Source organism: Streptosporangium sp. NPDC003464 (genome assembly GCF_053588315.1).
Window position 1 is genome coordinate 1 of the sequence record NZ_JBSFPS010000043.1, and the last position, 20,448, is coordinate 20,448.

16 protein-coding genes are annotated in these 20,448 nt (G+C 70.3%); 11 read left to right on the top strand and 5 right to left on the bottom strand.

Going from position 1 to position 20,448, the window contains the following annotated elements; all coding sequences use genetic code 11:
• Positions 1-71: 71 nt before the first annotated feature.
• Both ACWDS7_RS12445 and ACWDS7_RS12450 read right to left on the bottom strand, forming a co-directional pair.
• The gene (locus tag ACWDS7_RS12445; RefSeq protein WP_451929338.1) at positions 72-218 is read right to left on the bottom strand and encodes a hypothetical protein; all 147 of its coding nucleotides are present in this window, start codon (positions 216-218) and stop codon (positions 72-74) included.
• Positions 215-433 carry a hypothetical protein gene (locus ACWDS7_RS12450; protein WP_451929339.1) on the bottom strand — a complete coding sequence of 73 codons (219 nt, stop codon included), beginning with the start codon at positions 431-433 and terminating at the stop codon, positions 215-217. Before ACWDS7_RS12450 ends, ACWDS7_RS12445 begins: the two co-directional genes overlap by 4 nt.
• A gap of 272 nt (positions 434-705) precedes the next feature.
• Here ACWDS7_RS12450 and ACWDS7_RS12455 point away from each other — a divergent pair, with 272 nt between their 5' ends.
• Positions 706-3,135, top strand: a complete 2,430-nt coding sequence (locus ACWDS7_RS12455; protein WP_451929340.1) for a tetratricopeptide repeat protein — start codon at positions 706-708, stop codon at positions 3,133-3,135.
• A gap of 504 nt (positions 3,136-3,639) precedes the next feature.
• Here ACWDS7_RS12455 and ACWDS7_RS12460 read toward each other — a convergent pair.
• Positions 3,640-4,365 carry an alpha/beta fold hydrolase gene (locus tag ACWDS7_RS12460; protein WP_451929341.1) on the bottom strand — a complete coding sequence of 242 codons (726 nt, stop codon included), beginning with the start codon at positions 4,363-4,365 and terminating at the stop codon, positions 3,640-3,642.
• A gap of 160 nt (positions 4,366-4,525) precedes the next feature.
• On the opposite strand from ACWDS7_RS12460, the gene ACWDS7_RS12465 reads away from it, so the two are divergent.
• The 7 genes from ACWDS7_RS12465 to ACWDS7_RS12495 all read left to right on the top strand — a co-directional run bounded on the left by ACWDS7_RS12465 (position 4,526) and on the right by ACWDS7_RS12495 (position 14,747).
• Positions 4,526-5,347 carry a helix-turn-helix domain-containing protein gene (locus ACWDS7_RS12465; RefSeq protein WP_451929342.1) on the top strand — a complete coding sequence of 274 codons (822 nt, stop codon included), beginning with the start codon at positions 4,526-4,528 and terminating at the stop codon, positions 5,345-5,347.
• 633 nt (positions 5,348-5,980) lie between these two features.
• Positions 5,981-7,174 (top strand): hypothetical protein, encoded by a 1,194-nt coding sequence (locus tag ACWDS7_RS12470; protein WP_451929343.1) that lies wholly within the window; start codon positions 5,981-5,983, stop codon positions 7,172-7,174.
• Positions 7,175-7,632: 458 nt separating this feature from the next.
• Complete coding sequence (locus ACWDS7_RS12475; protein ID WP_306871638.1) at positions 7,633-8,685, top strand: NAD(P)-dependent alcohol dehydrogenase; 1,053 nt, start codon at positions 7,633-7,635, stop codon at positions 8,683-8,685.
• Positions 8,686-8,787: 102 nt separating this feature from the next.
• Entirely contained in the window at positions 8,788-10,617 is a 1,830-nt protein-coding gene (locus ACWDS7_RS12480) for a glycoside hydrolase family 15 protein (RefSeq protein ID WP_451929344.1), read from the top strand.
• Entirely contained in the window at positions 10,614-11,984 is a 1,371-nt protein-coding gene (locus ACWDS7_RS12485; protein ID WP_451929345.1) for a glucose-6-phosphate dehydrogenase, read from the top strand. Before ACWDS7_RS12480 ends, ACWDS7_RS12485 begins: the two co-directional genes overlap by 4 nt.
• Positions 11,984-13,753, top strand: a complete 1,770-nt coding sequence (locus ACWDS7_RS12490) for an IlvD/Edd family dehydratase (protein WP_451929346.1) — start codon at positions 11,984-11,986, stop codon at positions 13,751-13,753. Before ACWDS7_RS12485 ends, ACWDS7_RS12490 begins: the two co-directional genes overlap by 1 nt.
• The gene (locus ACWDS7_RS12495; protein ID WP_451929347.1) at positions 13,740-14,747 is read left to right on the top strand and encodes a C-terminal binding protein; all 1,008 of its coding nucleotides are present in this window, start codon (positions 13,740-13,742) and stop codon (positions 14,745-14,747) included. Before ACWDS7_RS12490 ends, ACWDS7_RS12495 begins: the two co-directional genes overlap by 14 nt.
• Before the next feature lie 343 nt (positions 14,748-15,090).
• On the opposite strand, the gene ACWDS7_RS12500 is transcribed toward ACWDS7_RS12495, so the two are convergent.
• Positions 15,091-16,053: a VOC family protein gene (locus tag ACWDS7_RS12500; RefSeq protein ID WP_451929348.1), complete on the bottom strand. Its 963-nt coding sequence runs from the start codon at positions 16,051-16,053 to the stop codon at positions 15,091-15,093.
• 93 nt (positions 16,054-16,146) lie between these two features.
• Here ACWDS7_RS12500 and ACWDS7_RS12505 point away from each other — a divergent pair, with 93 nt between their 5' ends.
• The 3 genes from ACWDS7_RS12505 (at position 16,147) to ACWDS7_RS12515 (ending at position 19,091) form a co-directional block, all read left to right on the top strand.
• The gene (locus ACWDS7_RS12505) at positions 16,147-16,725 is read left to right on the top strand and encodes a TetR family transcriptional regulator (RefSeq protein ID WP_451929349.1); all 579 of its coding nucleotides are present in this window, start codon (positions 16,147-16,149) and stop codon (positions 16,723-16,725) included.
• A 453-nt stretch (positions 16,726-17,178) separates the two neighbouring features.
• Complete coding sequence (locus ACWDS7_RS12510; RefSeq protein WP_451929350.1) at positions 17,179-17,661, top strand: anthrone oxygenase family protein; 483 nt, start codon at positions 17,179-17,181, stop codon at positions 17,659-17,661.
• A 320-nt stretch (positions 17,662-17,981) separates the two neighbouring features.
• The gene (locus tag ACWDS7_RS12515) at positions 17,982-19,091 is read left to right on the top strand and encodes an SGNH/GDSL hydrolase family protein (RefSeq protein WP_451929351.1); all 1,110 of its coding nucleotides are present in this window, start codon (positions 17,982-17,984) and stop codon (positions 19,089-19,091) included.
• 156 nt (positions 19,092-19,247) lie between these two features.
• Here the strand turns inward: ACWDS7_RS12515 and ACWDS7_RS12520 are convergent, their stop codons facing one another.
• Positions 19,248-20,414, bottom strand: a complete 1,167-nt coding sequence (locus ACWDS7_RS12520; RefSeq protein WP_451929352.1) for an erythromycin esterase family protein — start codon at positions 20,412-20,414, stop codon at positions 19,248-19,250.
• Between the last annotated feature and the right edge of the window lie 34 nt (positions 20,415-20,448).

A 20,448-nucleotide genomic window follows, 5' to 3' on the forward strand; every position in this document is an offset into this window, starting at 1 on the left:
GTCGTCGAAGTCAATGGCGAACGGGTCGCCGAGTTCGCGGAGGTCGTCCCAGAGGGCACGGAGGCGGCGGATCATCGGGTCGTCTCCGCCGTCTGCTCGTAGCGGAGATAGGCGGGCGCGTTCGGCACCTGCATGGCCAGGGCCGGGTCAGCGAGGGTCTCGGCGTGCCGGGCAGCCTGCTGCTCCAGCCAGGCGACGGCGGGGTCGGGGTGAGTCACAGCAGGGTCAGCTCCTCGTCGCCTTTGCAGGGCGGGCAGGTCGGGACGGTGATATCCGCGGGGATGGGCTGCCAGAGTTCGGCCGGGTCGGTGGTGTCGAGGCCGCACTCAGTGCGGTCACCGGCCGGGATATGGCCGTACGTCAGCGGCCGGCGGGAAGGTCGGGGCGAGGGGATGGGCGCGGGCCGGCCGGCGTCGCGTACTGCTGGAGCCATGGCAGCGTGCGGGTGCGGGGTTCGGCCGCAGATGCGCACCAATCCGAACAATCCGCTGCGCTCTGATCCGGGTGCGGGCATGCTGATCAGCGGTAAGGGCGGCCCGGCCGGTGGCGGATCGCGCGGGGGTTCGGCGGCGTTCGAGCGCCTGGCCGAACACCGCCGAGACCGCCGAGACCGCCGAGACCGACGAGGCCGGGGATGCCGGGGATGCCGGATGAGCGCGCGTCCCCGGAGGACCGGGGACGCGATGGGAGAACGGAGCCGCGACGATGCCCGCACAGTCTCCGCAGCCACCCGGCGGCGCGCCTGGCGGAGGCCAGGTGGATCCGGCGGCCGTGCACACCCTGGCCGAACTGGTCGCAGCGCTGCAGGTGCTGCGGGCGTGGCGCTCCTACGAGGCCCTGGACAGGGCGGTCGGGCCGGGCGACCGGCTGCCGAAGAGCACGCTCAACGGTCTGCTCAGTACCGGCCGATCAACGGTGGAGACGTTCGAGCTGTTCCTGCGAGCCTGCGACGTGCCGCGTGAGCAGCGGGCCGCCTGGCGGGCGGCGCGGGAACGCGCGCTGAGCGAGGTGCCGCCGGAGCTGGCCGGCGTGGTACGGGTGGAGCGGTCCGATCCGCGCAGGTTGGGAGTGCACGCCGCGATCGACACCCCCGGCGCGACCGACGACCTGCCGGTCTACGTCGAGCGGGACGTCGACGCCGGTCCGCGCGGGATGTGCGCTCTGGTCGGCCGGGCCGCCGAGCGAGGCGGGCTGGTGGTCCTGGTCGGCTCTTCTTCGGTCGGCAAGACCCGCTGCGCCTATGAGGCGGTCCGTGAGGTGGTGCCGCAGTGGTGGCTGCTGCACCCGTCCGATGCCGAGCACGTCCGCCAGGCCGCGGCGACAGCTCCGGCGCGGTTGGTGGTGTGGCTGGACGAGCTGCAGCGCTACCTGGGCGGCCCGGCCGGGCTGAACGCCGGCACCGTCCGTACCCTGCTGGGTGCCGGGGCGGTGCTGGTGGCCACGCTCTGGCCCGACCGGTACGCCGCCTATACCGAATTGCCCAAGTCTGGACAGCCCGACCCGCACGCCGCCGAGCGGGAACTGCTGGGGCTGGCCGATGTGGTGCACCTGGAGGCCCGGTTCAGCGCCGCCGAGCGTGAACGCGCCCAAACCGCCGCCCGAGCAGGCGACCGGCGGATCGCACTGGCACTGAAATCGACCGACTACGGTCTCACCCAGGTCATCGCCGCCGCCCCGCAGCTGGTCGACCGCTGGCGCGGCGCCGACCCCTACGCCGCCGCGGTGCTGAACGCCGCCGTCGACGCTACCCGAGTGGGCGTGCGCTCCCCGCTGACTGCCGACCTGCTGCGGGACGCCGCGCCCGGCTACTGCGATGCTCGCCAGCGCGCCGGCGCGCCGCCCAACTGGTTCGAGGCCGCCCTGGCCTATGCCACGCAGGAGCTCAACGGCGCGGCCGCCGCCCTGGCCCCCGTGGCAGCCCCGGGCACCATGGGCCGCGCAGACGGGTATCTGGTCGCCGACTACCTGCGGCAGCACGCCGGAGGGCTGCGCCGCATGCTCAAGGTGCCGGCCAGCACCTGGCAGGCCCTGTCCGATCATCTGACCGACCCCGGCGACCAGGGCCGCACCGGCGCAGCCGCGCAGAGTCGGCTGCTGTACCGGTATGCCGAACCCCTGCTCCGGCATGCGACCGACGCCGGCGACGAGATCGCCTCGGGCTGGCTGGTCGCGCTGCTGGTCTGGCAGGAGCGGATGGGGGAGGTGCGTGCCCGTGCCGATGCCGGCGATGAGACCGCCGCCAAGCGGCTGGCCAACCTGGCGAAGGGACGGACAAGTGAAGAGGAGTTGCGCGCCGGCATCGACGCCGGCAACAAGACCGCCTTCGTCTTTCTGACCGAAGACCTGGTCGGGTTCGGTCGGATGGAGGAGGCCGTCGAGTTCCTACGCCCCCACATTGCTGGCAACGGATACGCCGCCAAGCGGCTGGCCGAGCTGCTGGAACACCAGGGCCAAGCGGAAGAGGCTATCGAGGTTCTGCGTGCCCGCGCTGAGGCTGCCGGGTACACCGACATTGGGCTGGCCAATCTGCTGGAAAGAATGGGCCGGATGGAGGAGGCCATCGAGATCCTGCGCGCCCGAAGTGACAACGGATACGCCGCCAAGCGGCTGGCCGAGCTGCTGATCGTGCAGGATCAGGTGGAGGAGGAAGTACGCGCCCGCGCCGACACCGGCGATGAGAGCGCCGCCAAGCGGCTGGTCCAACTGCTGGCCTGGCACGGCCGCGTGGAGGAGTTGCGCGCCCGCGCTGAAGCCGGCCACTGGTTTGCCGCCATGCGGCTGATCGACCTGCTTCTCGGACAGGGCCGCGTGGGAGAAGCCATCGAGATCCTGCGCGCCCAGGCCGACGCCGGCGACGAGGCCGTCGACGAGCGGCTGGTCGATCTGCTGCTCAGGCAGGGCCAGACGGAGGAGGTATGTGCACGCGCCGACGCCGGCGACGAGCTTGCCGCCTTGCGGCTGGTCGAGTATCTGGTCTGGGAGGGCCAGGCGGATGAAGCCATCGAGGTTCTGCGCGCCCGTGTCGACGCCGGCCAGTGGAACGCCGCCGAGCGGTTGGTCGAGCTGCTGGAAAGGCAGGGCCAGGGAGAGGAGGCGGAGCGGTTGCGCCGTTTCGGGCTGTCGGCGGACGACTGAGCCGCGGCACCATTGCGGAGATCTCGCTCGACACGAGTCTTACCGACACCCCATCTATGGCGAATCCTCCTGGTATGCCTGTCTGGCCGCTCGGGTCGTCTTTGAGGGGCTGGTCGCAACGTGGTCTCCTACGGGGCCCGCGATGTGTCGGCGTGGGGTGCGGGGTATTCTCCGCCACCCACGATGACCTCGGCGGCCGGGGACTGAACTGGAGCGACATCCACCGCGTCCGGCCCCGAGCTCAGCTGACCTGCCCCGTCTGCGCAGGGCGCATGCACGCCAAGATCGGCCCAGCCCTCGATACCTGTGGTTCTTCGCCCACGATGTGGCCGACCCGGACTGCCCCTACAGCAGCGAGTCACCCGAGCACCTCTGTCTCAAAACTTCTTCGCCCGTCTCTCCCAACAGGCAGGCAAAACCGACCTTCGACCAAACTGTCACTTCGGTGGCCCGCTACCGAGCCGCAGGGCCACCGGAAGCGGGCCGCGCGCTCGGGTGGGCGGGTCAGCCGAGCTTGAGCAGCAGTTCGGTGAGCTCGGCCGACATGGTGATCATGCAGTCGTGGCCCGTCTCCAGTTCCCATACCTGTGCCGGGCTGCCGTTGGGCTGTATCGCTGGGACGGGCCGCCGCTTGATGCCCTCCGGTACGTCGGCGACGCAGTGAATGTGCGTCCGCGGAATCGTGCGCACGACCGGGTTGTCCAGCCGGACCGGTTGCCGGAAGCAGAGCACCGACTGATCCGACAACATCGCCCGCAGCCACGCCACGTCCGTCGGGTCGGTGACCCCGAACAGGCCCAGGGGCGGCGGCAACTCAGGCATCGGCGGGATCCGCCAGCCGATCTCGGACTCCGCGGCGCGGTCGATGAGGGCCTGGGTCACGGGATGCACATCCACCGCGCTCTCGCCATCCTCCGGGACCATCGCGTCGAGATAGACCAGATGGGCGATCCGATCCGGGATTCGGTTGGCGGCCGACGAGATGACCAGCCCGGCGTAGCTGTGGCCCACCAGGATCACGTCGGTGAGGCCCTCCTCGGTGATCAGCCTGACGATGTCGTCGACGTGCGTGTCCAGCCCTACCTCGGGGCCGAGCAGATGCGCCTTGTCGCCGTGGCCGGTCAGCGACGGCGCGACCACCCGATGCCCGGTCGATGCCAGCAACGGGACCACCCGCTCCCAGCATTGCCCGCTGTGCCAGGCCCCGTGTACCAGCAAATATGTTGACATGGTGTAGCTCCTCGCTCGTGGAAGGGGCCACCGGCCGATTTCGCCGCTGTTCGTCCCGGAAGCGAGGTTTCCGCTCACCCGCTGACGGAGCCAGAGCCCCCGCGATCCTGGGGGTGACAGGACCAGGCACGCATGAAGGTGCGCGAATTACAGTGGGGACGTGAGCGACGAATTCAACCTCCTGGGCGATTACGTACGCGCCCGCCGGGAGCTCGTCACTCCTGAACAGGCCGGCATCCTCTCCGTGGGCGTACGGCGCGTGTCGGGCCTGCGCCGGGAGGAGGTCGCGATGCTCGCCGGCATCAGCGCCGACTACTACCTGCGCCTGGAGCAGGGCCGCGACCGCAACCCCTCCGCGCAGGTCCTCGAGTCCCTCGCCCGCGTGCTGCAGCTCGACGACGGCGCAACGGCTTACCTGCTACGCCTCGGGGCGGGAAAATCCCAGCGGCGACGGCGGCGGCCCCGGAAGGAGACCGTCCCTCCAGGCGTCGCCAAGCTCGTCATCACGCTTCCGCTCCCCGCGTACGTGGAGGGCCGCTACTTCGACGTCCTCGCCGCCAACACGCTGGCAACCGCTCTGTCGCCGCGACTCGCGGCGGGAGGCAACCGCCTGCGGGACGTGTTCCTCGACCCCGCCGAGCAGGCCCTCTACCCGGACTGGGAGGACGCCGCGCAGGGCATGGTCGCCGGCTTCCGCGAGTCCGTCGGCACCGACACGGACGACCCCCGATTCATCGGACTGGTCGGCGAGCTCTCCCTCGCCAGCCCTCGCTTCAGCAGGCTCTGGGCCCGCCACGACGTGAACACATGCGAAGGCACACCCAAACACATCGACCACCCCCAGGTCGGTGGCCTGTGGCTGAACCGGGAGAGACTGGGCGTCAGCGGCGCGACAGGGCAGACGCTAGTCGTCCTCCACCCGGACCCCGGCACCGACAGTGCCGACAAGCTGGCGCTCCTCGCGTCCATCACGCGGACATGACCCCACCCATGCTCAGGCGCTGGCGGCCAGGGGCAGGAGAGTCGAAGGGCCGCATCCTGGTGACGCATAGTCGGCGCAGAGACGCTGCACCATGCCCAGTCAACGTTCACCGGTGAGCCTCAGGAGGCTGAGCTGAACCTGGTGACGGCCCAGAGTGATCGCAGGTGGCGGCGATCGGCCTCTGGCCATATCCGGGTCAGATGCTCCAGGGCTATCCGTAGTCCGCTCTGCGCCCTTGAGGCCGAGTTCGTCCCGTCGGGTTGCCCAGCGACCGCGTACTGGAATCATCGACCTGAGGTCGGACCAGTCGATCAGCGCATGGCCGCCCCTGACATCCCGGTGACGATTTTCGCTGACAGAAAATGACGAAACCCCGGGTCGGCGAACTGACGCATCCCATCCGCTCTGGAGACCAACCTGACCGGGCGCATCACCGCCCTGAAGACCGCTCGGGCATCCTCTTGGAGGTCGTGTCGGACCGAGACCGGGCACCGACGGCCGCAGTGCCCTGCCCAAAGCCGTGAACTGTGGGAACGTCAGTCCAGGGAAGTCCGTGCAAACAGCCTCGACACAACGGATCTCAATTATTGAATTTAAATTTCTGGAAAATCGGAAATGCTACCCTGGCGGGGTGTGGAAGAGCGGGGCGCGGTGACGCCGTGTAAGCACTGTGGGGCGCCGATCGAGCAGCGTCCGGGGCGGGGGCGCCCGCGGGCGTACTGCCCGCAGGGGAACTGCCAGGCGGCGGCCAAGCGGGAGCGGGAGATCAAGCGCGCGACGCCGGGGCTGGAGGGGGCGCTGGTCCGGGCCGAGGAGTTCTACGAGCGCATGGAGCGAGGGATGGCGGCGGCGATCGCGCCGCTGGCGCAGGTGCTGGCCGAGGAGCTGAGCCCTGCCGGGGTCGAGGCGAAGGTGAGCGCCGTGCAGGCCGAGGCCCACACCCGCATCGCCATCGCCCGCACCGAGCGGGAGCAGGCGTTCGAGCAGGTACGGCTGGCGCGCGAGGCCACCGGACACGCGCGCCGGGAGCGTGACGCGATGGCACGGCAGGTGGAGGAGGCCAACGCCGAACGGGACACCGCGCTGGCCGACGCCGAGACCGCCAGGGAACAGGCGCTGGCCGCCTTGCACGAAGCGGCCGCCACGGAGCGCCTGGCCAGGAACGCCGAGCATGAGGCCAGGCGGAGGGCCGAGCGGGCCGAGATGGCCAGGGACGCGGCGGTGCGGGAGATGGCCGAGCGGGTGGAGGCGGCCGAGGCGGGAGCGGAGCAGGCCCGGGCGCAGGCCGCGGGGGAGCGGCGGCAGGCCGAGCAGGCACGCGCGGAGCGGGACCAGGCCCAGAGGGCGGCCGGCGCCGCCGAGGAGGCGCGGGCCGAGGCCGAACGGGCCGCCGCGGCCTCGGCCGCCCGGGCCCAGGCGGCCGAGGCCGAACGGGACCGGGCGATGGCCCGGGCCGACGCCGAGACTCGGGCGCGCGGTGAGGCGGTGGCCGAGGCGGCCGAGGCCCGGGCCCAGGCGGTCCGGGCGGAGAAACAGGCCGCCGAAGCCGACAGGCGTACGGCGCGGCGGCTGGCCGAGGCGGACAGGCGCACGGCCAGGAAGATCTCCGAAGCGCAAGATCTCGCCGCGGTGAAGGCGAGCGAGGCGCAGGCCGAGCGGGACGAGGCGCGGATGCAGCTGGCCATGGAGCAGATGAGACTCTCCGACCTGCGTGAGCAGCTGGAGACGCTGCGCGCCGAGGCCGCCCAGCTGCGGGAGCGGGCGGTGGCGGCGGAACTGCGCGCCGGGTCCAGCCGGGCTCCGAGCCCGGCTGGTCCGGGCGGCTGACCTCTCGGGGGACACGTCCTCGTCCGCAACGCTGCGGCTGTGCGGGAACGCGCCATATGACGATCTCTCGATCCGGACGGCATGGCACACAAAGGAGAAAAAGCGCCATTTGCCCAAGTTGGCCGCTTCTCCGGGAGGCGTCCTTGGGACGGGCCACCTCCGTGGCGCTGCCTCAGCCCACCGAGGGTGCCGCCGGGGACGTCCGAGGTGGCCGGGCAGCGCGAGTCGGGCGGCCTGGAGCGTCACGGACGTAGTAGCGGCCTCCAGGTGCGCTTGAAGGCCGCTACGGCGTGCCAAGTCGCCGCCGCGGGACCGCCGCGGACCCGGCTGCGGGCCCGATCCGCGACAGTCCACAGGGAAAGGGCCCAGGTTAAACGCCGAGATCGACAGGGTAGACCTGGGCATATTTGGGGGCGTTCCCGGCGAAGCCGGACACGGGGGACCATTCGGGGGGCACGATGCGAGCGTTCGTGATGAAGGAGATCGGACAGGTCGGCTTGATGGACAAACCCGTCCCGCGACCAGGTCCGCTGGATGCCGTCGTACGGACGACCACCGCCCTGATCTGCACGTCGGACTCCCACACCGTCAATGGCGGCATCGGGCCGCGGGAGAACTTGACACTCGGCCACGAGGGCGTCGGCGTGGTGCACGAGGTGGGCGGCGAGGTGACGGCCTTCCGGCCGGGCGACCGGGTCCTGGTGGGCGCCATCACCCCCGACTGGGGCGATCTCGCCTCTCAAAACGGCCATCCGTCACAGTCCGGCGGACCGCTCGGAGGGTTCAAGTTCGCCAATTCCAAGGATGGGGTCTTTGCCGAGTATTTCCACGTGAACGAGGCCGACGCCAACCTGGCGAAGATCCCCGACGGCGTCCCCGACGAGATGGCTGTCTACTGCGCCGACATGCTCTCGACCGGGTTCATGGGCGCGGAGAACGGCAACATCCCCATCGGCGGGACGGTCGCCGTGCTCGCCCAGGGCCCGGTGGGCCTCATGGCCACCGCGGGCGCCAAGCTGCGCGGCGCCGGCCTGGTCATCGGCGTCGAATCGGTGCCCAGCCGGCAGAAGCTCGCTCGCGACTACGGCGCCGACGAGATCGTCGACTTCACCACCGAGGACGTCGTCGAGCGCATCCTCGACCTGACCCAGGGGCAGGGCGTGGACACCGCCATCGAAGCCCTCGGCGCGGACCTCACCTTCCAGACCGCCATAAAGATCACTAAACCGGGCGGGACGGTGTCCAACACCGGCTATTACGGAGAAGGCGAGTTCGTGCGCATTCCCCGTATCGAGTGGGGCGTCGGGATGGCCGACAAGACGATCACGACCGGCCTGTGCCCGGGCGGCAGGCTGCGCATGGAACGGCTGCTGCGCGTCCTGGAGAGCAAGCGGCTCGACCCCACGCACATGACCACCCACACGTTCCGCTTTGACGAGATGGAGCGGGCCTTCGAGGTCTCGGACAAGAAGCTCGACGACATGGTGAAAGTGCTGATCACCTTCTCGTGACGGAAGCTGATCATCGTTCGGTAACGGACAGCGGCGACGTCCGCCTGACAGGAGCGCCCCCCTCTCCGACGGTGCGCGTCGGCACGGAGGAGAAGGCCAGGCATGCTCGATCTCGATCCACCCTTCCGCCCGGTGCGCCGCCAGGAGGGCTATCTGGCGCTGGAGGACCTGGGCCTCATCGGCGACGGCACGACGGCGGCGCTGGTCGGCGTCGACGGTTCGATCCCGTGGCTGTGCCTGCCCCGCTTCGACAGCGACCCGCTGCTGTGCGGCCTGCTGGACCATGAGCGCGGCGGCCACTTCACGTTGACCGTGGACGACCTGCGCGAGGCCCGGCAGTTCTACGAACCGGACACCGCGGTGCTGGTGACCGAGCTGCGCGGCCCGACCGGCCTGGTCCGGATCACCGACGCGCTGGCCCTGCGTGCGGGCGCCGACCTCAGCGACGACGCGGGCGGCGGCCGGGGCGAGCTGGTCCGGTCGGCGGTCGTGCGGGCCGGGACCGTGCGGCTGCGGGCGGAGCTGGAGCCGCGTGGCGGCGGGCAGGCGCGGACCCTGTACGACGGTCTGGAGGTGCGCGTCTCTCGGCGGCCCGACCTGCGGCTGCATCTGCGTTCCAACCGTCCGTTGACCGGCCTGCGCACCGCGCACGACCTTCAGGAGGGCGACCGCCTCGATCTGGTGCTGTCCTGGGGCCGCGTCCACCGCCATCACCGGTTCGACCCCGAGGCGATGCTGCGGCAGACCGCCGAGGCCTGGCGGCACTGGATGCGCAAGTGCAGCTACCGCGGCCCGCAGGAAGCGCTGGTCCGACGCTCGGTGATCACGCTGAAGCTGTGCGACGACTGGGGCAACGGCTCACTGGTCGCGGCGCCCACGTCCTCCTTGCCCGCACCCATCGGCGGGGTGCGCAACTGGGACTACCGCTACACCTGGATCCGCGACGCCGCCTACGCCGTGTTCGCGCTGCGCCGCGTCGGCTTCGAGGAGGAGGCCGACGCCTTCCTCGGCTGGGTCCTCGACGCCTTCGAGCAGAGCCGCCATCCACGCATCATGTACACCCTTGACGGCCGCCCCGTACCGGAAGAGGTCCACGACGCCGACCTGGAGGGCTACCGGCGTTCGGCGCCGGTGCGATGGGGCAACGGCGCCGCCGACCAGCGCCAGCACGACGTCTACGGCGAGGTGCTGGACTGCGCCGACCAGTGGCTGCTCCCCGGCCGCGACCCCCAGCCCGCGCTGTGGTCCGGTCTGGCGGAGCTGGCCGAGGCCGCCGCGCACACGTGGCGGCAGCCGGATCAGGGCATCTGGGAGGTACGCAGCGAAGGCCGGGTCTTCACCTACTCGACCGGGATGTGCCAGGTGGCCCTGGACCGGGCCGCGGCCATCGGCGAGCGGCTCGGCCTGTCCGGGCCGATCGCCACCTGGCGCGCCACCGCCGAGAAGCTCCGCCGGCTCATCCTGGACCAGGCCTGGAACGAGGACGAGCAGTGCCTGAGCGAACACCTCGACGGCGGCGGCGGCCTGGACGCCAGCCTGCTCGCGCTGCCGCTGCGCAAGGTCGTACCGGCCGACCATCCGCGCATGGCCGCCACCACCGCGGCCATCGCCGGACGCCTGTCGGCCGGTGACGGCCTGCTCTACCGCTACCTGCACGAGCACTCGCCCGACGGCCTGCCCGGCGACGAGGGCGCCTTCGTGCTGTGCAGCTTCTGGCTGGTCGACAACCTGATCCTGCAGGGCCACCAGGACCGGGCCGAGGAGCTGTACACGTCGCTGTGCGCCCGCGCCAACCCGGTCGGGCTGATGCCCGAGCAGATCGACCCGTCCACGGGGGCGTTCATGGGCAACTTCCCGCAGGCGTTCAGCCACATCGGGATCATCGCCAGCGGCGTCAACCTTGCACGAGCGAAAGCAGGTACCACGGCATGATCAACCGGCTCATCATCCTCGGTGCCACCGGCGACCTCAACGCCCGCTATCTGCTGCCGGCCCTGGCCGCCCTGCGCACGGCCGGAGACCTCGCCGACCGGTTCGAGCTGACGTGTGCCGACCGGCAGAACTGGGCCGTCGAGGAGTTCCGCCGCTGGGCGTCCGCCCAGCTCGACCGGCACGCCGCGACGGAGCCCGGCGAGGTCAGGAAGGCGATCGCCGACTCCGCCCGGTACCGGCAGGCGGACGCCACCGACGCCGCTGACATCGCCTCGCTCGTCGCCGGTGACGGGCCCGTCGCCGTCTACCTCGCCCTCCCGCCGGGGATCTTCCCCGGCACAGTCGCCGCCCTCGGCGCCGCGGACCTGCCGCCGGGCAGCCGGATCGTGCTGGAGAAGCCGTTCGGCGAAGACCTCGACAGCGCGGTGGAGCTGAACCGGCTGCTGACGGGGGTCGTGCCCGAGCAGGCGGTGTTCCGCGTCGACCACTTCCTGGCCATGACGACCGTTCAGAACGTGCTCGGCAGCAGGCTGGCCAACCGGGTCCTGGAGCCCATCTGGAACAGCGCGCACATCGCCGAGGTGGAGATCGTCTGGAACGAGACACTTGCCCTGGAGGGCAGGGCCGGCTACTACGACGGCGTCGGGGCGCTCAAGGACATGGTGCAGAACCACCTGCTCCAGGTGCTGTGCCTGGTGGCCATGGAGCCACCGCTCAGCCTCGGCGAGCGCGACCTGCGTGACCGGAAGATCGACGTGCTGCGCTCGGTACGCCCGCTCACCGACGACGACGTCGTACGCCGCACCCGCCGTGCCCGCTATCTGGCAGGCCGCATCGGAGATCGTGACGTTCCCGCCTATGCCGAGGAGGAGAGCGTGGACCCGCGGCGCCGTACCGAGACCTTCGCCGAGGTGGAGCTGGAACTCGAAAGCTGGCGCTGGTCCGGCACGACCTTCCGGCTCCGCACCGGCAAGGCGCTCGGCCATGACCGCAAAGAGGTCGCAGTACGCTTCCGGCCCGTACCGCACCTGCCCTTCGGCTTCAACGAGGAAGCCGTGCCCAACGTGCTGCGCTTCGGGCTGGAGCCGGAGAGCATGACCCTGGCGCTGACCGGCATCGGCACCGGTGCCCACAACCTCGCCCCGCTCACCCTCGCCGCGCAGCCGGCGCCCCCCGAGCTGCCTGCCTACGGCCAGCTGCTGCTGGACGTACTGCACGGGAACGCCGCCCTGTCCATCCGCGGCGACGAGGCCGAGGAGGCCTGGCGGGTCCTCGCCCCGGTCATGTCGGCCTGGTCCAGGGACCTGGTGCCGCTTGTCGAATACCCGGCCGGATCAGACGGGCCTACTCCGGTGAGGGGCAGCTGATGTCGTCGACGGAGCGCGCCACGGGCGGCCTGCGCAGCCAGGCCTGGTGGGACAACGCGGGCAATCCGGAGATGACGGCTCTGTATCTCGAACGCTTTCTCAACTTCGGGCTGACCCCGGCCGAACTCCAGTCCGGCCGGCCGATCATCGGCATCGCCCAGACGGGTAGCGACCTCGTTCCCTGCAACCGCCACCACCTCGCCCTGGCCGACCGGGTCAGGGACGGGATCCGCGACGGCGGTGGCATACCGCTCGAGTTTCCCGTCCATCCGCTGCAGGAGACCGGTAAACGCCCGACTGCCGCGCTGGATCGCAACCTCGCCTACCTCGGGCTGGTCGAGGTGCTCTACGGATATCCCCTCGACGGAGTCGTTCTGACGACAGGCTGTGACAAGACCACGCCCGCGTGCCTGGCCGCAGCGGCCACGGTGAACATCCCGGCGATCGTCCTGTCCGGAGGGCCGATGCTCAACGGCTATCACAAGGGCCGGCGGATGGCCGCGTCGGGCTCAGGGCTGGTGATCTGGCAGTCCAAGCGGCTGCTCGCCACCGGGGAGATCGACTACGACGAATTCATGGCGCGCGTGGCCGCTTCCGCGCCCAGCATCGGTCACTGCAACACGATGGGCACCGCGCTGTCGATGAACAGCCTGGCCGAGGCCCTGGGCATGTCCCTGCCGGACTGTGCGGCGATCCCGGCCCCCTACCGCCGGCGAGCGCAGATGGCCTACGACACAGGCCGTCGAGCGGTGGATCTCGTACGCGAGGACCTCACCCCGCGCAAGATCATGACCTTGCGGGCCTTCGAGAACGCGATCGTGGTCGCCTCGGCCATCGCCGCCTCCACCAACGTGCCCATCCACATCAACGCCATCGCGCGACACGTCGGGGTGCCACTGTCCATCCAGGACTGGCAACGCGTCGGAGCCGACATCCCGGTGCTGGCGAACGTCGCCCCCGCCGGTGAGTTCCTCGGCGAGGACTTCTACCGCGCCGGCGGAGTGCCCGCCGTCATGCGGTCGTTGCTGGCTGCGGGGCGCCTGCACGGCGACGCCGTGACCGTCTCCGGCCGTACCGTGGCCGAGGACCTGGCCGACGCCCCGCCCGGCGACCCGACGGTCATCCGTCCCTTCGACGAGCCTTTCGCCGCGCGCGGCGGACTTCTCATCATGACGGGCAACCTGTTCGGCTCCGCGGTCATGAAGACCTCGGTCCTCACCGACGACCTCCGCGCGGTGTCCGACTATCGCGCCGTCGTCTTCGACGGGCCCGAGGACTACCACGCCCGTATCCAAGATCCCGAACTGGGCATAGACGAGGACTGCATCCTCGTCATCCGCTACACCGGGCCGATCGGCTATCCGGGATCGGCCGAGGTCGTGAACATGGAGATCCCCGCCGAGCTGCTCCGGCGGGGCGTCACCACGTTGCCCACGCTCGGTGACGGCCGCCAGAGCGGCACCTCGGACGCACCGTCCATCCTCAACGCCAGCCCGGAGGCCGCGGCCGGCGGCAATCTCGCCATCCTGCGCACCGGCGACCGCATCCGTGTCGACCTGGACAACGCGCGCGTCGACGTCCTGCTGCCGGATGAGGAGATCGCCGCGCGGTGGGCCCACTACACACCGCCGGTATTGGACAACCAGACACCGTGGCAGGAGATCTATCGCGCCACGGTCGGGCAGCTGGACAGCGGAGGCTGCTTGGAGCTCGCCCTGGCCTACCAGGATCTCGTACACACCAAGGGGATTCCCCGTGACTCGCACTGACGCCAGAGGCACCATCATGATTGCCGACTCCGACTTCGGCGACGTGGACATCGAACGTGCGATCGTCGAGGGCGCCGGATTCGAGCTCCTCGCCGCACAGTGCAAGAGCGAGGACGAGGTGATCGAAAAGGGCCGGGACGTCGATGGCGTGCTGACCCAGTACGCCCGGGTCGGGTCCCGCGCCATCGACGCGTTCACCCGTTGCCGGGTGATCGCTCGCTACGGCACGGGCGTGGACATCGTCGACGTCGACGCCGCGACCCGGCGGGGCATCCAGGTCACGAACGCGCCGAACGACTGGTGCGCCGAGGAGGTCGCCGACCACGCCGTCGCGCTCTGGCTTGCCGCCGCCCGCAAGATCTGCGCATACGACCAGGCGACCCGGCAGGGCGTATGGCGGTGGCAGAGCGGGGAGCCGATCTGGCGGCTGCGGGGACGGGTCTTCGGGCTGTTCTCCTTCGGCGCCATCGCACAGCTCGTCGCCGAACGTGCCAGGGCGTTCGGCGTCGAGGTCTGGGCGCACGACCCGTTCCTCGACGAGTCCGAGATCCGGTCGCGCCAGGTGCGGCCGGTGTCCTTCGACCAACTCGTGGAAGGCGCCGACTACCTCGTGATCCAGGCGCCGCTCACCCCCGGGACACATCACACCTTCGACCGTACGACGCTCCGCAGGATGAAGCCGACCGCCATCCTCGTCAACACCGCTCGCGGCCCGATCGTGGAGGATGCGGCGATCCACCAGGCACTCACCGAGGGATGGATCGCCGGCGCGGCACTGGACGACCTTGAGGAGGAGCCCGCCAAACAGCGCGACTGGCGCCCCCGCAACCCCCTGTTCACGCTGCCCAACGTGATCGTCACCCCCCACGCCGCCTACTACTCCGAGCAGGCCGTCACAGCAGTGCGACATATCGCCGCAGAAGAGGCAGTACGGGTCCTGACCGGGCAAAGCGCCCGTAGCCCGGTCAACGACGTGACGGCCGGCTCTCCCTGAGGAACCCGGGTAGGAGTCGCCGGTGGGCGACGGTGCGACAGCTTCCGTCAGAGTTCCTTCCGGGCATCGCCGCGCTCCCTGCCGGCTCAACTGGCGGTAATGGGCAAGCCGGGGACTTCGCCGAGCGGCCGAAGGCTCTGGGCGGGCGCGGAGGCGGTGATGGCGTAGCCGCCCAGGGACAGGGCCGCGGATCCGGCCACCTCCGCCTCCAACGACCGGGTCACTGCCACCGTCGTCGCCGTCCGACGCGGCTCCGACAGGTGAACCGGAAGCGGAGCCGTGCTGCCCGCCCCGTACCTGGCGAGGGTCTTCGGACGAGGGTCCACAGCGTGAGTCGGTGGCCTCAGCCGTCCTGGCGGAAGATGATCGCGACACCCAGCGCGGCGCTGGTGGGCACGGACATCTCCTCGGGGCCGGTCCGGGTGACCGGGATGCCGTTGCTGCGCAGGAGCTTCTCAGTGGCGGAGAGGTCGCGTACGGCTACCGCGTACGCGACAAACGCGGGCAGGACCGCCGGATGCTCACCGGGCAGCAGGTCGGCGAGCGCCGATGCGGCCACGACGGTGACGTTCGCCCGGTCGAAACGCGTTACCCGACCATGTCGCGCCCGGCCGAAGTAGCTTCCGTAGCGGCGCTCCAACTCGGGCAGCGCCGTGTCGGCCACGCACAGCACGCATTCGATCAGCCCGGTCGCGCCGTTGGGATGGTCGGTGTGCCGCTGGTCCTGGGGCGCCTCGACCGGTGTGCTCTCGGCGAACCCGATCCTGCCTTCCGGCACGCGTCCTGGTGACAGATCGGGATCGGAGACCTCCAGGTAGCGAGCGGGCTCCATCCTGGTCCCCGTGGCGGTCTCGACGGGCCGCTGGATGTCGTGCACGCCACCGTGGCTGACGCCATCGGCCGTCAGCCGCGCGGCCACGCGGTCGATGTCGGGCGTGTCGGCGATCATGATGTGCACGCCCTGGAAGCGCTGCAGAAAGGACGTGATGTTGGCTGCGGTGGCGCGGATGGCGGCCCTCAACCCCGGCACCTTGTCGTCGGGTACCTGCAACGGGATCGGGCGCGCGTCGCCGGGCATGCGGCCGGTGTCACCGATGACGGCCACCAGTTCGACGAAACCGCGCGGGAAGTGCACGTGGGCGTTGGCCACTCCGAACGGCTCCACAGGGCCTCCCGGTGTGGTTGACATGACGGGATAGGCGGGGGCGGCCACGGTGAAGCCGAGCCGCCGGTACCGCTCCATCGCCTGGTCCATGTCCTGCACGATGTGGCCGACGTGGTGCAGGCCGTTGATGTCATGGCCCATGACGGGCACCTCCGATTCCCCGATCCCACGAATGTGAGAGTCGACTCTTTTATGAGAGTAAACCATCATTTGTGTGTGCAGTAGGATTCCTACGTGGCTGAGATCGGACTACGCGAGCGCAAAAAGGCCAGGACCAGGGAAACGATCCTGCGCGAAGCGTTCAGGCTCTTCCACGAGCGTGGCTACAACGCCACCACCGTCGAGCAGATAGCCGAAGCGGCCGAGGTCTCCCCGGCCACCTTCTTCCGCTACTTCCCGATGAAGGAGGACCTGGTCACACTCGACCGCTTCCCGCCTCTCATCGAGGCACTGGCCTCCCAGCCGCCAGGTGCCCCGGTCACCGTGCTACGCGGCGCGTTCCGTGCGGCATTCGCCGCCCTGTCCGCCGAGGAGATCGCCGCAGGGCACGCGCGGGAAGTGTTCGCGGCTACCGTGCCCGAGCTGCTGGTCGCCAACCTGCGTAGAAGTCCGGGCCTGATCAGCGAGGTCTGCGCCATCCTGGCGGACAGGGCCGGATGCGCCGGGGACGACCCACGGATCCGGAACGCAGTCGGCGCCGCCTTCGGCGTGGTGGCCATGGTCTGGGCGCAGTGGGCACAGAATTCCGGCCTGGACGGTCCGGCCGAGATCGACAAGGCACTGGCGCACCTGGAGTCGGGCTTGAGCCTGTAGACCGGACGCCCGGTGCCGGGCAGGCCCTCATCATCGGCTACGACCACCGCCTCCTGCCCGTGCACAGCGTCTCCGGTCACCCCGAGACGGCCCGCCGCGCCGTCTTGCCGACGGAGGTGTTCAAGACCTTCTCGGGCGGACGCGACAGCGCCCTGGTCAGGCGGTATCGGACTTCACCGGGTCTCATACCTCATCCACGCACAGCAGGGCCGGTCCGGACCTCCCTCTTCCATGCCAGGCGGGAACCCGGTACCTACTCCCGGCGTGGTAGCCGGATGCACTCCCCACGAACGACGACCGCGGGTGCCCGTCACGACGACGATCTCTCCATGAGGAAACCCGGATGACCCCTCCGCGGAAGCCACGTCGTCGTGGCCCGCGAGCACCGCCCGACTTTCGCCGCCCCGGCCACCGGGCGCGCCTGTCCTCTTCGCTCTCACAGGAGATCTCAACGTGCTCGTCCGACCCGTCAAAGCGTTCGCGCTGCTGTCCACGGGCCTGCTCTCCGGCGCATTCGGCTATGGGGCCGTGAACGTCGCCTACGCGTTCCGGATCGTGCCCCTCGATGTGCGCCTGACGTTCCACACGGCGCTGATGCAGGTGAACGGTGTCGTCATGCAGACGTTGATGGCCATGGCGATAGCCAGTTCACTCGTGCTCGCCGTCATGACACACGCCGTCCCACGGCTCCTGGCCGCGGGCGCGGCCGTCCTGGCCGTGACCTCGTTCCTGGTCACCCGGTTCGGCAACGTTCCCATCAACGGCCAGATCAAGCAGTGGGCCGTCACCTCGGCCCCAGCCGATCACGCGACGATCCTGCAACGGTGGGAGGCGTTCCACTTCTTGCGGACCATCACCGCGTTCGTCGCGTTCCTCCTCATCGTCCTGCTCGTCACCGTCGGCGACCGGCTCAGGAAGCCCGGCACCGCTGAATGACGGCGGCCTCGCCGCCTCCCCGAGACCACGCCGCGATCCGCGATGCCTCCTCGTGGAGATGACCCGTGGCGGTGAGCCCCCCATCCATCCTGAACGGCCGCGCACGTACTCCGCGCGCGGGCAACAGTTAGGAGACACCCATGCATGTCCAACCCCGGCGACTGGCGTCCGCCTTGGCCCTCGTGCTCACCGCGGTGGCGGCCGCCTCCGGGGCGGCGTCCGCGTCGTCCGTGTCGTCAGTGGCGTCCATGGCGGCCTCTGCCGCCGGCGCACCCGGCGGTTGGGGCGCGACCTGGGCCGCCTCACCGCAGCGACCGGGCGTGAACTACACCCCGAACTGGTCGGAGCAGGGCTTCGCCCGTCAGACGATCCGCCAGGTGGTCCGGGTCAGTGCCGGTGGCGTGGCGGCCCGGATCCGCCTGTCCAACATCTACGGCACCGCCCCGTTGAAGGTTGCCGGGGCCACCGTCGCCCGCACCGCGGGTGGCGCCGCCGTCCGGCGCGGGTCGCTCCGGCATCTCACCGTCAACCGGGCGCGGACCTTCACCGTACCGGCCGGCGCCGAGATCACCAGCGATGCGGTACCGCTGCCGCTGGACGCCCTGGACTCGGTCACGGTCACGCTCTACCTCGCTGAACCGACCGGTCCGGCGACCTATCACGCTCAGGCCACGGCGACCAGCTACCGGTCCGCCGGCGACCACCGGGCAGACATCGGCGGCACGGCGTTCACCGAGACCTCCCAGTCCTGGTACTACCTGAGCGGAGTCGATGTCATCGGCGGCGCGCGACGCCAGGGCGTGGTCGCCTTCGGCGATTCCCTCACCGACGGCTACGGCTCCAGCGCGGACTCCGACAACCGCTACCCCGACGAACTGGCCGAGCGCCTGGCCGCCACCGGTCGGCCTCGCGCCGTACTCAACCAGGGCATCAGCGGAAATCGGGTGACGGTCGACTCCGTCTGGCTCGGCGACAAGGGCACCTCCCGCTTCCGGCGCGACGTCCTCGGCCAGCCCGGCGTGGGCACGGTCATCATTCTGGAGGGCATCAACGACATCGGCATGAGCGAGGCCCCCTCCCCGATCGGCGCGCCACCCACCGACGTCTCCGCCCAGCAGATCATCGCCGGGCACCGCGACCTGATCCGGCAGGCCCGCGCCAAGGGGCTGCGGGTCATCGGCGCCACCCTGCCGCCGATGAAGGGATCGCGGTATTACAGCGAGCGCAGCGAGACCAAGCGGGATGAGGTCAACACCTGGATCCGCACCTCGGGCGAGTACGACGCGGTGGTCGATCTCGACCGCACCCTGGCCGCACCATCCGACGGGGACCAGCTCAACCCCGCCTACGACTCGGGTGACCACCTGCACCTCAACGACATCGGCTATCGCGCGACGGCTCACGCCGTCGACCTCGCCGACCTCCGCTGAGGCGACACCTTGAACGAGGGCGGCAGATGGCCGCCCGCCTGGAGGAGGCGGGTGAGGACGCGATGCTCTCGCTGGTGACCCCGAGTGCCTTGAAAGCGAGGAGCCCCCTCGGCGTGAGATGCGGAGGGGGCTCGGCGTTGCTGACGCGCGTGTGCGTCAGCCCAGCCTGACAGCCTGCTTGAGGAAGACGACGCCGTCGATCATGTCGAGCTGGGCCGGGTCCAGCGGGAAATAGGCGAAATCGTGGGAGACGCGCGGGGCGGGCTCCGTGACGGCCCCGGCCAGGCGGCGGGCGTCGATGAGAGAGTGCTCCCACGGGAGCGTGGACAGGATGCCCTCGACGGTGTCCGGGGGAGGGGTGTCGTCGTCGGCCGTGCCGAAGGCCGAGGCCAGGAAGGCGTACCGGTCGCCCAGGTGGGTCGCGGTGATCGCCCCCGCGCTCCACCACTCCAGCCGCTGGTCGCCGAACGCCATCAAGGTCTTGTTCCGCTGCAGGTGGAGGTTGCTGGCGAAGACCAAGGCCGGGCCGTGCTCGGCGACGGCACGCAGGTTGGCGGCCATCATCGCGTCCCGCAGGGCCGACAGCCGGGTCCACCGCGCCGGGGACGCGTCGGCCATCCAGTGGTGGTAGCGGAGCAGGCCGGTGGCGGTGCGCCCGTACAGTGCCGCCCGCTCCCTGTCCTCCGCGCTCAGCTGCGGCGCCTGCGTGTCCAACAGCGCCACCAGGTCGTCGGCGATCACCCGCAGCCGCTGGGCGTCGGCGGACTGGCCGATCGACCGGGACGGATCCATGGCCGTGGCCTCGTCCGCCCACCGGTCGTCCGGGCCCAGCAGCGTGTCGAGGGTTTCCCTGGTCACCACAGTGTGGGGGAGGGGGCCGTCGAGGAGGGCGTAGAGGGCGGTGAGCGCCTGGCGCGGGCTCGCCGCCCAATACTCCAGAGGGCCGTCGAAGCCGAAGAACCGGAGCTTTTCGTCATGCTCCTCGTTGTACGCCCGCATCCAGCCCACGAGCTCACGGTTGGCCGGTGAGGCGCCGAAGCCGTGGCTGAAGCCGCGTTCCATGACGTCATCGAGCGTGCCCGCGCCCGTCGTGATGTAGTCGTCCACCACGAGGCCCATGAGACAGTCGCTCTCGATGGCGAACGACCGGTAGCCCTCGTGCTCGACCAGATGACGGAAGATCTCGTTGCGCAACTCGCCCAGCTCTCCCACGAAGTGCCTGGCCTCGCCCAGGCCGAGCAGCAGGGGCCTGGCGGGCAGCGACCGGAGGAACGCCGAGACGCCCGCCCCGTCGAGCGGACGGGCTGTGTCCTTGATATCCATGCCTTAAACGGTATCGTTGAACATTCAGTGTAAA

What these genes read in the sequence shown, in the direction of transcription:
- ACWDS7_RS12450 (WP_451929339.1), bottom strand. Translation starts at nt 433, where the DNA reads ATGGCTCCAGCAGTACGCGACGCCGGCCGGCCCGCGCCCATCCCCTCG.
- ACWDS7_RS12455 (WP_451929340.1), top strand. Translation starts at nt 706, where the DNA reads ATGCCCGCACAGTCTCCGCAGCCACCCGGCGGCGCGCCTGGCGGAGGC.
- ACWDS7_RS12460 (WP_451929341.1), bottom strand. Translation starts at nt 4,365, where the DNA reads ATGTCAACATATTTGCTGGTACACGGGGCCTGGCACAGCGGGCAATGC.
- ACWDS7_RS12475 (WP_306871638.1), top strand. Translation starts at nt 7,633, where the DNA reads ATGCGAGCGTTCGTGATGAAGGAGATCGGACAGGTCGGCTTGATGGAC.
- ACWDS7_RS12480 (WP_451929344.1), top strand. Translation starts at nt 8,788, where the DNA reads ATGCTCGATCTCGATCCACCCTTCCGCCCGGTGCGCCGCCAGGAGGGC.
- ACWDS7_RS12485 (WP_451929345.1), top strand. Translation starts at nt 10,614, where the DNA reads ATGATCAACCGGCTCATCATCCTCGGTGCCACCGGCGACCTCAACGCC.
- ACWDS7_RS12490 (WP_451929346.1), top strand. Translation starts at nt 11,984, where the DNA reads ATGTCGTCGACGGAGCGCGCCACGGGCGGCCTGCGCAGCCAGGCCTGG.
- ACWDS7_RS12500 (WP_451929348.1), bottom strand. Translation starts at nt 16,053, where the DNA reads ATGGGCCATGACATCAACGGCCTGCACCACGTCGGCCACATCGTGCAG.
- ACWDS7_RS12520 (WP_451929352.1), bottom strand. Translation starts at nt 20,414, where the DNA reads ATGGATATCAAGGACACAGCCCGTCCGCTCGACGGGGCGGGCGTCTCG.